The following is an 11,781-nucleotide window of genomic DNA, read 5'->3' as shown; positions in this document are numbered from 1 at the left end:
AGAAAAGCGGCATGTTTTCCGGGATGACCTTGCGGACGGCTTTGACGATTTCCAGCGGGAAGCGCATCCGGCCCTCAAGGTCGCCGCCCCAGCGATCGGTTCGCTGATTGGCCAGCGGGGACATGAAGCTGTGGATCAGATAGCCGTGCGCGCCGTGGATCTCGACATAATCGAACCCGGCGCGGATCGCCCGCTTCGCAGCGTCGACGAAAGCCTGAATCAGGTCCTCGATTTCCGCTTCGCTGAGCGCCTTTGGCGTCGGCCAGCCATCGCGCAGCGGAATGGCGCTGGGCGCGACCGTTTCCCAGGCCTGCTCCGGCCCGGCGCTGGACAATGGTTTTCCGCCTTCAGCGGGCGGGGTGGAGCTTCCCTTGCGGCCGCTATGCGACAACTGGATTCCAACCGGCACGCCCTGCGCGTGATAGATATCGGCAATCGCGGACAGCCCCTTCTCCTGAGTCTCGTTCCAGAGGCCCATACAGACCGGGGTGATGCGGCCATCGCGCGTGACGCCCGTCGACTCGACCATGGCGCCGCCTAGACCGCCCAGCGCGAAACGCGAATGGTGCGCCGAATGCCACGGCGTCGGCGCGCCTTCATCGGAGGCGTACTGGCACATCGGCGACAGAAAAACCCGGTTGCGGAAACTTGTCCCGCGCACCTGAATAGGCTGAAACAGCGGCGGAATCGTTTCGTTGTTACCGGGCTTTTCCACGTCGTCTCCTTGAATGGTTCGCGCCCGCGAAGGACTGAAAAATAGTTCGCAGGCGCGCTATTGGATTTTGCGAACTTTCGTTAACATAGCGAACATTTTGGAACAATCAGCCCCCGGACCTCTAATTTTCCATTCTCCATGACATACGACGTCATCATCATTGGCGGCGGGCTGACCGGCAGCGCCGCGGCGCATTATCTGGCGCTGGACGGCGTCCCTTCGCTGTTGCTGGAACAGGCGGACCTCAACAGCGCCGCATCGGGCTTCAACGCGGGAAGCCTGCATCTCCAGATTCCCCACGACCCCTTCATGGAGCTTGGCGATGACTGGGCGCGGCGCTTTTCCGCGATCATACCGCTCTTGCAGGATTCCATCGCGCTATGGGAACGCGCGGGCGAAGAAACCGGAGAAGACCTGGAAATTCGAACGCCGGGCGGAATCCTGATTGCGGATACGGACGCGCAGATGCGCGACTTGGACCGCAAGGCGCAGATTGAGCGCGCAGCCGGGTTGGCCCCCGAAATCCTCAGCGCCGCGGACCTGCGGGACCGCATGCCTTATCTCTCGAACCGGCTGGCGGGCGGGTTGTTCTGCGCCGGGGAAGGCAAGGCCAATCCCCTGATCAGCGGCCCCGCCTTCGCGCGGGCCGCCGCGCGCAACGGGGCGGATATACGGCGCGGCGTGCGCGTCAGGCATATCGAACGGGAGGGCGGACAGTACGCCGTCCATACAGACCATGACGTGTTCCGCACGCGCCATCTGATCAATGCGGCCGGCGCGGCGGTCTCCGACATATCCGAAATGCTGGGCATGCGTCTGGATGTCCAGAAATTCCCGATCCAGCTGAGCGTCACAGAACCCGCCGAACCGTTCATCCATCACCTGGTCTATTCCGCCGGTCAGAAGCTGACCCTGAAACAGACCCCGCTGGGGACCGTGTTGATTGGCGGCGGCTGGGAAGCTGACCTGGACAGCCAGGGCCGCCCGGTCGTCAATCCGGATTCGCTGGCGCGCAATCTGGGGGTGGCGCTGAACGCGGTGCCCGATCTCGGTTCGCTGAACCTGATCCGCACATGGGCGGCGTTCGTGAACGGCAACGCCAGCTGGATGCCGATTATCGGCGAACCGGCGCCGGGCTATTACGTGTCCTACGTCCCCTGGATCGGGTTCACCGCCGGCCCCATGGCCGGCCGCATCGCCGCCGACATGGCGCAGGGCAAGCCCACCGAAACCCGCGCGGACCTCAGTCTTTTCCGTCCATAAGTCCCGCGCTTCTAGTGACGCAGGATCTTGCTGACAAAGTCGCGGGTGCGCTGTTCTTTCGGGGCGTCAAAAATCTGCTCCGGCGGTCCAACCTCGACCACGCTGCCCGCGTCCATCATGGCCACCCGGGTGGAGACTTCCTTCACGAAGGACATCTCGTGAGAAACGATCAGCATGGTGATGCCGTCCCGGGTCAGGTCGCGGATCACGTCCAGAACCTCGTTCACCCGTTCCGGGTCCAGCGCCGAGGTCACCTCGTCCAGAAGCAGGATCTCCGGGGCAAGCGCCAGAGCGCGGGCAATGGCCACGCGCTGTTGCTGGCCGCCTGAAAGCTCGTCCGGATAGGCCTGATGCTTGTCGCCGATGCCCACCCGGTCCAGCAATTCGGTCGCGGTTTTTTCCACCGCGCCCTTGTCGCGCTTCTTGATCTTCAGGGGAGCGACCGTGACATTCCGGAACACGTTCATGTTCTGGAACAGATTATATTGCTGGAACACGATCGCCATCTTGTCCCGGAGATGCCGCAGGCTCTGGCGGTTTCGGTAATTGATCTCCTCACCGTCCAGCTCGACCGTGCCCATGCGCGGCGGCGTCAGGCCGATGAGCGAGCGCAGAAGCGTGCTCTTTCCCGAGCCCGACGGCCCGATCAGGCTCACCACCTCGCCCCGGTCGACCGACAGGTCCACCGATTTCAGGATATCGTCCGCCCCGTAGGAGCAGTGAAGATTACGTATTTCGAGATGTCCCAAGTCGGGTCTCCAGATGCGCGCCCAGCCGGCTCAGCGGATAGGACAGAATGAAATAGGCGACAAGGATCGCGCCAAAGCCCAGCAGCGGCGAGAATCCTTTATTGACCAGTATCTTGCCCGCATAGGTCAATTCCACGACGCCCAGTTGGGAGGCGAGCGAGGTGTCCTTCACGAACATCACGATAAAGGCGACGGCCGGCGGCAGGATCACTTTCCAGGCCTGCGGCAGGATCACCCAGACCAGGGTCTGGCCGGGGTGGAAGTTCAGCACTTCGGCGCTTTCCATTTGCTGGCGCGGCACCGATTCCAGCCCCGCGCGGATAATCTCCGACAGGAAGGCCGTGGACATCAGGCAGACCGCGACGGTCGCAATCGCCAGCAGGGACGCGCCGGAATAGATAGGCTGTATGAAATACAGAACGATGAACAGCACGACGAGAAACGGGATCCGGCGGAACGTCTCGACATAAAGAATGGCCGCGTAGCGTGCGGGGCGCAGCCAGGTCGCGCTGGTCCGCCGCAGAACGGCAAGGCCGAGACCAACCGTGAAACCGATGGAGCAGCCCACCAGCGTCATCAGCAGCGTCCGCCACATGGCGCCCAGCACGAACATCAGATTGTAATAGGTAAAGAACCGCGGCGCTTCCTCGATAATCCTCTCGAACATCACATCACCTTCGCTTTCACCCGGAACACGGTCCGGCCGATGAAGGAGAGGAAGAGGCTGGCGATGATGGTGAGCAGGATATAGATGCCCGCCGTCACCACGAAGGTCTCGATCGTCCGCAGATTGCTGGTGCTGATATTGATCGCGCGGCCGGTCAGTTCCTCGACCGCGAACAGCGCCGCGATGGAGCTGCCCAGCATCAACCAGACAAAGAAATTGGAGAGCGGCGCGAACAGCGTCTTGGCGACATGCGGCAGCATGACATAGCTGAGCACCTGCAGCGGCCGCATGCCGATGGTCAGCGCCGCCTCGATCTCCGCCTTGCGCACGGAAATGATGCCGGCGCGCAGGATGTCGGTCAGATAGGCCGCCGAGTTCAGCACCATGCCGATCAGCACCGCGGTCAGCGGGTTCAGGACGATTCCCGCTTCAGGCAGCGCATAGAAAAGAAAGAAAATCTGCACCAGCGCCGGCGTGTTGGTGAAGAACACCACATAAGCGCCAATCGCGCCGCGGGCGATGGCACCGCCATAAACCTTTCCAATCGCGCCAAATATGCCGAGAAACGCGCCGCCCCAGAACGCGATGAACGCGATCTGGATGGTCAGCCACGCGCCGCCCAGAAGATAGGGACGCTCCGTGAAAACCTTGGCGAACTGAAAATCGTATTCCATGCGCGAACCGCCCTCCCCGCCGGTTTCCGCCGCTCAGCGAACGGCTAGCCGGCCAGATCTTCGGGCTTGATCGGAACGGTCATCTCCCCGCCATACCATTGCTCCCACGTGGCGTTCACCACGCCGCTGGAATGCAATTCGCGCAGGACTTCGTTGACCTCCTGACGCAGCGCGTCATTGCCCTTGGCAACGCCCACGGCGCAGAACTCGACCAGGATCGGATCGTCCAGGACGACCCAGTCTATATTCTTGTAATTCTTGGTGAAGCCGATGAAGAAATCGACATTCTCCACCATCGCGTCGGCGCGGCCCTGCGCGATGGCGCGCACCACGTCCGCATTGCCGTCGACCAGAAGTTTGCGCGCCTTGGGCAGCCTCTCTTCCAGCACCGCGACCGAATTATTGCCGCGCATATTGGATAGCGTCACGTCCTCGCGATTGAGATCCTCATAGGAGTCGACGTCCAGTTCCGCGGTCGTCAGCACGCCCATCGCTTCGGTATGCAGCGGTATGGTGAAATCGATCACTTCCTGGCGTTCGGGCGTGCGCGTCAGCGCGCCCAGCGACAGGTCGATCCGTCCCGATGTCAGGAACGGCACGCGCTGCGCCGCTTCGGTGGGCACCAGCTCCAGCTCCCGCCCCATCCGGTCGGCGATGGCCTGCGCGATATCCACGTCGAAGCCCTGAAGCTGGTTCTGGTCGCCGTAATAGCTCATCGGGGGAAAGTTCGGATTGACGCCGACGCGCAGAACTTCCGCGCCATTTTCGCCCGCGGAATCGCCCGGGTCAGAGCAGGCCGCCGCAAACAGAGCGAGGCTCAACGCCGCCAGTCCCGCAATCAATCGAACGACCATGTTTCCGCCACTCCCCATTCCAGCCCCTGCCGCAAATTCCCGGATTTGCGCTTGCCGGGTTTTATCAACCCGTTGCAGGGGAGACTGGAAAATGCCCCCGTCAGGGTCAAGTAAAAAGTTCACAGTGCGAACGATTGGTCGCAAATATGCGCACTAATCCGATTTCGCGATCTGCCGGATGGGAACGGGCTTGAACGGGGCCCGCGGGGCGAAATGCTGGCGGTCATCGCGTTCGGCGGGCGCGGCGCCCCGGTTCCTCATCTCCGCGATTACCCCGGCGCAATAGCGCCCCTGACAGCGCCCCATCCCGGCCCGCGTCGCCTGCTTGAACGCGCCCGGCCCCGAATTGCCTTCTTCAATCGATTCCGCCAGACGCCCGCGGCTGACTTCCTCGCACCGGCAGATCAACGTGTCGTCCTTGGCCAGCTGGTCGGTGATGACCGGCGCGGCGTAAAGCGTCCACAAGGCGTTCTGGAAGCGGCGGTGACGGTTCAGAGCCCGGCGCGACGCGGCAAGCGCCGCCCCGTCCACCGGCCTGTCCAGCGCCGCGGCTGCATCAGCCCCGGCGAGGAAGCCCTGGCTCAACGCCACGCGCGCCCCGCCCAGCCCGCCGCCATCGCCGACCACATAGACGCCGTCGACGGACGTCGCCCCGTTATCTTCCCGCCTCACGGTCAGCGCCTTGCGCACCGGGTCATAGTCGTGCGCGCAGCCAAGCGAGCGCGCCAGCTCGCTCTGCGGCAGGAAGCCATAGCCCAGGCACAAAGCGTCCACGTCATGCCAGGTCTCCGGCCCCGCCTGCCGGCCATCGGCGTCAATCGGCGCGATGGCGGCGCGCCGCACGCGCCCTTCGCCTTCGGCGCGGACCACGGCGGATCGATAGATCATCGGCACGCCGGCCAGGCGCAGCGCCGCCACATGGCCCAGCCCCTCGCGCATCAGGCCGGGTGCGGCCGCGGCCATGGCCGCCACCTGCCCGACATCGCCAATGCCCGGCGCCGCAGCGGTTTCCACGACCGCAACGACATCGACCCCCGCCCGCGTAAGCTCCCGCGCCAGCTGGATATTCAGCGGTCCGTTGCCGGCCACCAGAGCACGCCGGCCCGGCGAGACCTGCGCGGATCGCAACAGCGTCTGCGCCGCCCCCGTGGTGATGACGCCCGGCATCGTCCAGCCCGGAAACGGCGCGCTGCGCTCATAAGCGCCCGGCGCCAGGATCAGCTTTTTCGCCGCGATGCGGTAGCTGGCTTCCGGCGTCGCAACGGCGACATCGCCCGGTCCGAATATGCCCCAGACCGTGCCGTCAAACAGGAAGGTTACGCCCGCGGCTTCCGTATCGCGGAACAGCGCCCGGCCTTCCCGGAACTGCTTGTCCAGCCGCGCTTCGTCGACGCCAAATCCCGATCCCGGCTGCTTGAAATACTGTCCGCCCGCCTTGGCCCGCTCATCCACCACCAGCACCTGCAAACCGGCTTCGGCGGCCGTCTTCGCCGCCATCAATCCCGCCGGCCCGGCGCCGATGACAAGAAGGTCGGCAGCGGTTTCGCGGTGATCCGGCGCGGCGGCGTCCGCCCCGCGCGGCGCGCGCGCCTTGGGCCGTGCGCGGCGTATGTCGGCGCCGTCCCGCACCGGCTCCAGACAGGCGCGCTTCAACACGCCATCGATCTCCACCAGGCAGTCGCCGCAGACGCCCATGCCGCAAAACGGGCCGCGATCCTCGCCGCCGCGGGTCGAACGGAAACGCCATTCGCCGGCGGCGATCATGGCCGCGGCCACGGTCTCGCCGGGATAGGCGGCCAGCGCCGCGCCCTCGAAAGAGAGCGCAACGGTCTTTTCACCGCGTTCAACGCCATCCAGCCTGACGCGCATCTGAAATGATCTCCCTGCCCCGTGAGCGGCTGATTTGCCGCCCTGCAAACTCTTTACACAGAGTACATAAGGTCGCACACCGAACAAAACGATCTCGGGAGCCTATGACAGTGCAACAGGACGCCAACCCGGAACACCGCCCCGCCGCCATTATTGGCGGCGGCAGCATCGGCGTATCCTTCGCCGTATCCCTGCTGTCCTCCGGCCGGTCCGTACAGCTTCAGGATCCGGACGCGGCGCGGCTGAAACAGGTTCCAGCGGAAACCCGCGCGCGGCTGGAAACACTCCGCGAAGCCGGCCTGACCACGGCTGACCCCGATGCCGCGCTTGAGCGCCTGTCCCTATTCACCGATCTGGAAAAGGCCGCCAAGGGCGTCTCGCTGGTCATCGAATGCGCGCCGGAAAAACTTGCGCTGAAGCAACAGATATTCAGGACGCTGGGCGAATACGCGCCGGGCGACGCCGTTCTGGCCAGCGCCTCCTCCGCCCTTCTGGCCAGCGAAATCGCCGCGGGCCTGCCGCACCGCGACCGCTGCCTGATCCTGCACCCGGTCAATCCGCCCCACGTCATTCCGGTTCTGGAGGTCGCCCCGGCGGAATTCACCTCCGCCGGGGCGACCGATTCCGCCATGCGCCAGATGGCGGCCGCGGGATTCCAGCCGGTCCTGATCGGGAAAGAAGCCAACGGGCTGGTCTTCAACCGCCTTCAGGGCGCAATCCTTCGCGAGGCCTATTGCCTTGTCCGCGACGGGGTCGCGACGCCCGAGGCCATAGATGAAGTGGTCAGGGATGCGCTGGGCATGCGCTGGTCGGTCAGCGGGCCGTTCGAGACCGTGGACCTGAACACCCGGGGCGGCGTCGCCTCGCACGCCGAAAAGATGGGTCCGGCCTATCTGAAAATGGGCCGCGAACGCGGACAGGATGACCCCTGGACGCCCGACATGGTCAAAACGGTTGAGACCGCCCGAAGGCGGCAATTGCCGATGGAAGAATGGGAGTCCCGCGTGCGCTGGCGGGAGAACGCCCTGATGCGGCTGGCCGCGTTCCGGCGCCGGGACGCCGGCGAGGACGGCTAGCGCATCAGGCCGGCGGTGATCTGGTTCGACGCCGTCATCAACTCGGTCAGAACGCGGGTGCGCATCTCGTCGAACGAGATACGGGCGCTGGGGCACGGCATGTTGAGCGCCGCCACGACCCGGCCCGTCGCATCCTTGATCGGCACGGAAATGGAGCGAAGCCCGATTTCCAGCTCCTGGTCGACAATCGCCCAGCCGTCCAGCCGGGTCTGGTCGATCTCGCTCTTCAGCTTGACCTTGGAAGTGATCGTGTTGGGCGTGTACTTCACCAGTTCGGCTTCATCGAGATATTTCAGAAGCTCTTCTTCCGACAACGCCGCCAGAAGCACCCGGCCGGAGGACACCGTGTGCGCGGGCACCCGGCTGCCGACGCTGATGCCGACGCTGACATAGCGGTTGGAGGTGGCGCGCGCGGTGTAGATCACCGAATGCTCCTGCAGCACCACGGCGAAGCAGCATTCCTGCAGCTTGTCGGCCAGTTGCTGCATGATCGGCTGCGCAACGTCCCAAATTTCCATGGAAGACAGCACAGAATAGCCAAGATCCAGGATCTTCGGCCGCAGCATGAAGTGCTTGTTGTCGGATTCCATGTAACCCTCTTGAACAAGGGTCAGCAGGAACCGGCGCGCGGTCGCGCGCGTCATGTCGGTCGCCTTGGCGACCTCGCTCAGCGTCATTCTCGGCTTTGCGCGTGTAAAAACACGAATGACTTCCAGGCCGCGCGCAAACGAATTCACGTAATCGCGGCTGCTGGTCTCTTCTTTGGTTTTTGTTGGCATTATTTTTTGGGCTCGAACTGCATGCTTGCAAACATGCGTTCGCCTAGCTTCCTATCTCACCTATGCAGAGGTACTTAGTCTCCAGGAACTCGTCAATGCCATGCCGCGACCCCTCGCGGCCTACCCCCGAGGCCTTCATTCCGCCAAAGGGCGCGCCCTCGTAAGAGACAATCCCTGTGTTTACGCCCACCACGCCGAACTCCAGCCCCTCGCCAACGCGCCACTGGCGCGCCGCATCGCGGGTAAACAGATAAGCCGCCAGTCCGTATTCCGTGTCGTTCGCCAGCTGAATCGCTTCTGTTTCACTGGAAAACCGGAATAGCGGCGCAACCGGGCCGAACGTCTCCTCATGCGCAATCAGCATGGACTGAATCGCGCCGGTCAAAACCGTGGGTTCGTAATAGGTGCCGCCCAGCGCGTGTCTTTGCCCCCCGGCGGCGACCGTTCCGCCCTTGTCGACGCAATCGCTGACATGCTCCTCGACCTTCTCCAGCGCCGCCTCGTCGATCATCGGGCCAATCTCCGTGCCCGCCTCCCTTCCGGGGCCGACTTTCATGGCTTTTACGGCCCTGGTGAAGGCCTCGCTGAACCGGTCATAGATCGCATCGTGAACATAAATCCGGTTAGCGCATACGCAGGTCTGGCCGGCATTGCGGAACTTGGACGCTATCGCACCCCGCACGGCGACATCGATATCGGCGTCTTCAAAGACAAGAACCGGCGCGTTGCCGCCCAGTTCCAGCGACAATTTCTTGATGTTGCCGGCCGCCCGCGACATCAGGGTGCGGCCGACATCGGTGGAGCCCGTGAAGGTGATCTTCCGCACGGCGTCACTGGCGACCAGCGTATCGCCCACCGTGGAGGCCGGCCCCGGAACAATGCTGAAAACCCCGTCCGGCACGCCCGCCCGGCGCGCCAGCTCGCCCAGCGCCAGCGCGGATAGCGGCGTCGACGTTGCAGGCTTCAAAACCATCGTGCAGCCCGCCGCCAGCGCCGGGGCGGCCTTGCGCGCAATCATGGCCATCGGGAAGTTCCACGGCGTGATCGCCGCGCAAACTCCGATCGGCTGGCGCAGAACCAGCAAACGCTGGCCGCGATTGGGCGCGGGAATCGTTTCGCCATAAACCCGCTTGGCTTCCTCGGCGTACCATTCGAAAAACGCCGCACCGTAAAGGATCTCCCCGCGCGCCTCCGCCAGGGGCTTGCCCTGTTCGGCGGTCAGGATCTGCGCCAGATCGTCCGCGTTTTCGACAATCAGATGATAGAATTTTCCAAGAATGCCGGCGCGTTCCTTGGCCGGGCGCGCCGCCCAGTCGTCTTGCGCGGCCTCTGCCGCGGCGACGGCCGTCTCGGCGTCTTCCGCGCTTCCCTTGGCGCACTCGGCGATAATCTCGCCCGTCGCCGGATCAGTGACGGCGAATGTCTCCCCCGTGCTTGCCTCACGCCACGCGCCGCCCATGAAAAGACCGGTCTGAAGCAGGGATTTGTCTTGTAGCTCGATCATCGCCAATTCCGTTCGCTATATATTTTAATGTTCTTATAGCGAACATAATGACGGCGGCTCAACCTCGTTTTTCTTCCGCTTTCCGGCCATCAGCGCCTCAAAAACCCTTTATTGCAAAGCAAATTGAAAAGGCGCCGGACATCTGCGAACATACGTTCGAAAATAATTCACGATTTCTGACAGGAGACGCGCAATGCCGGGACGTTTGGCGGAGCTAGACAAGAGCTATCTGTTTCACCCCTTCACAGCGCTCGGCGACCATGAGCGGGACGGACCGAAACTGGTCATCCGCGAAGGTTCGGGCGTGCGTCTGACAGACGATGCGGGCGACAGCTTCATCGACGCGATGGCGGGGTTGTGGTGCGTGAACGCCGGCTATGGCCGCGCCGAAATCGCCGACGCCATGGCCGATCAGGCCCGGCGGCTCAGCTATTATCACTCTTTCTCGTCCATGGCCTGCGAAACCCCGATCCTGCTCGCCCAGCGGCTGATCGAAAGCGCCCCGGCGAACATGTCCAAGGTGTTCTTCGGCAATTCCGGCTCGGACGCCAACGACACCCAGGTCAAGCTGGCCTGGTATTACAATAATGCGCGCGGCCTCCCGAAGAAGAAGAAGATCATCGCCCGCACCCGCGGCTATCATGGCGTCACGGTGATGTCGGGCGGCATGACGGGCCTGCCGGGTCTGCATTCCGGTTTCGATCTGCCGCTGCCCTTCGTCAAACACACCACCGCCCCGCACCGCCTGTGGGAAGGGTTCGGTCTGAGCGATTCCGAATTTGTCCAGAAGCTGATGGACGATCTGGAATCCCTGATCCGGGATGAGGGCGCGGACACGATCGCGGCCATGATCGTCGAGCCGATCATGGGCGCCGGGGGCGTTATCGAGCCCCCGGCGGGCTATTACGCCGCGCTTCAGGATGTCCTGAAAAAACACGACATTCTTCTGATCGCGGACGAGGTGATTTGCGGCTTCGGGCGGCTGGGCCAGACCTACGGATCGGACGTTTTCGGCATCGAACCGGACATGATGACCGTCGCGAAAGGCATCACGTCCGCCTATATCCCGCTCTCGGCGTGCCTGGTTTCCGAGAAAGTCTGGCGCACGATCATCGAGGGCGGCAGCCAGTATGGCGCCTTCGGACACGGCTATACCTACACCGCCCACCCCGTCGCGGCGGCCGCGGCGATGGCCAATCTGGACCTGATCGAGAACGAAAACCTCACCCAGGCGTGCGCCGAACGGGGCGAAACCCTGCACGCATCACTGCAGGACGCGTTCGCCGACCATCCCCTGACGGGCGAAATCCGGGGCCGGGCGCTGATCGGCGCGGTCGAATTCGTGGCCAGAAAGGACGCGCCGGAGGCGTTTGACCCGGCGCTGAAGGTCGGTCCGCGGATCGTTCAGGCGATGCTGGAACGCGGCGTCATCAGCCGCGCCCTGCCCAATGGTGACTCCATTGCCTTCTCTCCGCCCTTCATCATCAGCGACGAAGACATCAAAACGGTGGTGAATGCGGCGCGTGAATCGGCCGATCAGGTGGCGGGCGAGCTGCAGAAAGAGGGCGTCTGGACGCCCTGAACGGGACTCGATACGCACAAAAAACGGCGTCAGAACCCCTGAAACAGGC

Annotated in this window: 11 protein-coding genes; 3 read left to right on the top strand and 8 right to left on the bottom strand. The window is 63.7% G+C overall.

Annotated elements, in window-relative coordinates:
- A partial coding sequence (locus H2040_RS03295; RefSeq protein WP_502709322.1) for an oxidoreductase occupies positions 1-715 on the bottom strand: 715 nt, incomplete at its 3' end.
- 138 nt (positions 716-853) lie between these two features.
- Here H2040_RS03295 and H2040_RS03290 point away from each other — a divergent pair.
- Positions 854-1,978 carry an NAD(P)/FAD-dependent oxidoreductase gene (locus H2040_RS03290; protein WP_287154412.1) on the top strand — a complete coding sequence of 375 codons (1,125 nt, stop codon included), beginning with the start codon at positions 854-856 and terminating at the stop codon, positions 1,976-1,978.
- 11 nt (positions 1,979-1,989) lie between these two features.
- On the opposite strand, the gene H2040_RS03285 is transcribed toward H2040_RS03290, so the two are convergent.
- The 5 genes from H2040_RS03285 to H2040_RS03265 form a co-directional block, all read right to left on the bottom strand.
- Positions 1,990-2,727 (bottom strand): amino acid ABC transporter ATP-binding protein, encoded by a 738-nt coding sequence (locus H2040_RS03285; protein WP_287154410.1) that lies wholly within the window; start codon positions 2,725-2,727, stop codon positions 1,990-1,992.
- Entirely contained in the window at positions 2,705-3,394 is a 690-nt protein-coding gene (locus H2040_RS03280) for an amino acid ABC transporter permease (protein WP_287154408.1), read from the bottom strand. The genes H2040_RS03285 and H2040_RS03280 overlap by 23 nt, the downstream gene beginning before the upstream one ends.
- The gene (locus H2040_RS03275; RefSeq protein WP_287154406.1) at positions 3,394-4,068 is read right to left on the bottom strand and encodes an amino acid ABC transporter permease; all 675 of its coding nucleotides are present in this window, start codon (positions 4,066-4,068) and stop codon (positions 3,394-3,396) included. The genes H2040_RS03280 and H2040_RS03275 overlap by 1 nt, the downstream gene beginning before the upstream one ends.
- Before the next feature lie 44 nt (positions 4,069-4,112).
- Positions 4,113-4,922 (bottom strand): transporter substrate-binding domain-containing protein, encoded by an 810-nt coding sequence (locus H2040_RS03270; RefSeq protein ID WP_287154404.1) that lies wholly within the window; start codon positions 4,920-4,922, stop codon positions 4,113-4,115.
- Between the two features lie 153 nt (positions 4,923-5,075).
- Complete coding sequence (locus H2040_RS03265; RefSeq protein WP_287154401.1) at positions 5,076-6,791, bottom strand: FAD-dependent oxidoreductase; 1,716 nt, start codon at positions 6,789-6,791, stop codon at positions 5,076-5,078.
- A gap of 104 nt (positions 6,792-6,895) precedes the next feature.
- Between H2040_RS03265 and H2040_RS03260 the strand changes: the two genes are divergently transcribed.
- Complete coding sequence (locus tag H2040_RS03260) at positions 6,896-7,867, top strand: 3-hydroxyacyl-CoA dehydrogenase (protein WP_287154400.1); 972 nt, start codon at positions 6,896-6,898, stop codon at positions 7,865-7,867.
- Here the strand turns inward: H2040_RS03260 and H2040_RS03255 are convergent.
- Together H2040_RS03255 and H2040_RS03250 are read right to left on the bottom strand one after the other, a co-directional pair.
- Positions 7,864-8,646, bottom strand: coding sequence for an IclR family transcriptional regulator domain-containing protein (locus tag H2040_RS03255; protein ID WP_022697414.1), 783 nt, complete (start codon positions 8,644-8,646; stop codon positions 7,864-7,866). The two genes, H2040_RS03260 and H2040_RS03255, sit on opposite strands and share 4 nt — an antisense overlap.
- A 43-nt stretch (positions 8,647-8,689) precedes the next feature.
- Positions 8,690-10,150 carry an NAD-dependent succinate-semialdehyde dehydrogenase gene (locus H2040_RS03250; RefSeq protein ID WP_287154398.1) on the bottom strand — a complete coding sequence of 487 codons (1,461 nt, stop codon included), beginning with the start codon at positions 10,148-10,150 and terminating at the stop codon, positions 8,690-8,692.
- Positions 10,151-10,343: 193 nt separating this feature from the next.
- On the opposite strand from H2040_RS03250, the gene H2040_RS03245 reads away from it, so the two are divergent.
- The gene (locus H2040_RS03245) at positions 10,344-11,732 is read left to right on the top strand and encodes an aminotransferase (RefSeq protein WP_287154395.1); all 1,389 of its coding nucleotides are present in this window, start codon (positions 10,344-10,346) and stop codon (positions 11,730-11,732) included.
- The last annotated feature ends 49 nt before the right edge of the window (positions 11,733-11,781 follow it).

This window comes from Euryhalocaulis sp. (assembly GCF_013911995.1).
In the GTDB taxonomy this organism is placed as follows: domain Bacteria; phylum Pseudomonadota; class Alphaproteobacteria; order Caulobacterales; family Maricaulaceae; genus Euryhalocaulis; species Euryhalocaulis caribicus.
The sequence above is the reverse complement of the archived record's forward strand: the minus strand, read 5'-3'. Positions and strand labels throughout refer to the sequence as shown.

Bases quoted from the DNA above. Each gene is read 5' to 3' on its own strand.
- H2040_RS03245 (WP_287154395.1), top strand. From the start codon at position 10,344: ATGCCGGGACGTTTGGCGGAGCTAGACAAGAGCTATCTGTTTCACCCC.
- H2040_RS03260 (WP_287154400.1), top strand. From the start codon at position 6,896: ATGACAGTGCAACAGGACGCCAACCCGGAACACCGCCCCGCCGCCATT.
- H2040_RS03275 (WP_287154406.1), bottom strand. From the start codon at position 4,068: ATGGAATACGATTTTCAGTTCGCCAAGGTTTTCACGGAGCGTCCCTAT.
- H2040_RS03250 (WP_287154398.1), bottom strand. From the start codon at position 10,150: ATGATCGAGCTACAAGACAAATCCCTGCTTCAGACCGGTCTTTTCATG.
- H2040_RS03255 (WP_022697414.1), bottom strand. From the start codon at position 8,646: ATGCCAACAAAAACCAAAGAAGAGACCAGCAGCCGCGATTACGTGAAT.
- H2040_RS03280 (WP_287154408.1), bottom strand. From the start codon at position 3,394: ATGTTCGAGAGGATTATCGAGGAAGCGCCGCGGTTCTTTACCTATTAC.
- H2040_RS03265 (WP_287154401.1), bottom strand. From the start codon at position 6,791: ATGCGCGTCAGGCTGGATGGCGTTGAACGCGGTGAAAAGACCGTTGCG.
- H2040_RS03290 (WP_287154412.1), top strand. From the start codon at position 854: ATGACATACGACGTCATCATCATTGGCGGCGGGCTGACCGGCAGCGCC.
- H2040_RS03270 (WP_287154404.1), bottom strand. From the start codon at position 4,922: ATGGTCGTTCGATTGATTGCGGGACTGGCGGCGTTGAGCCTCGCTCTG.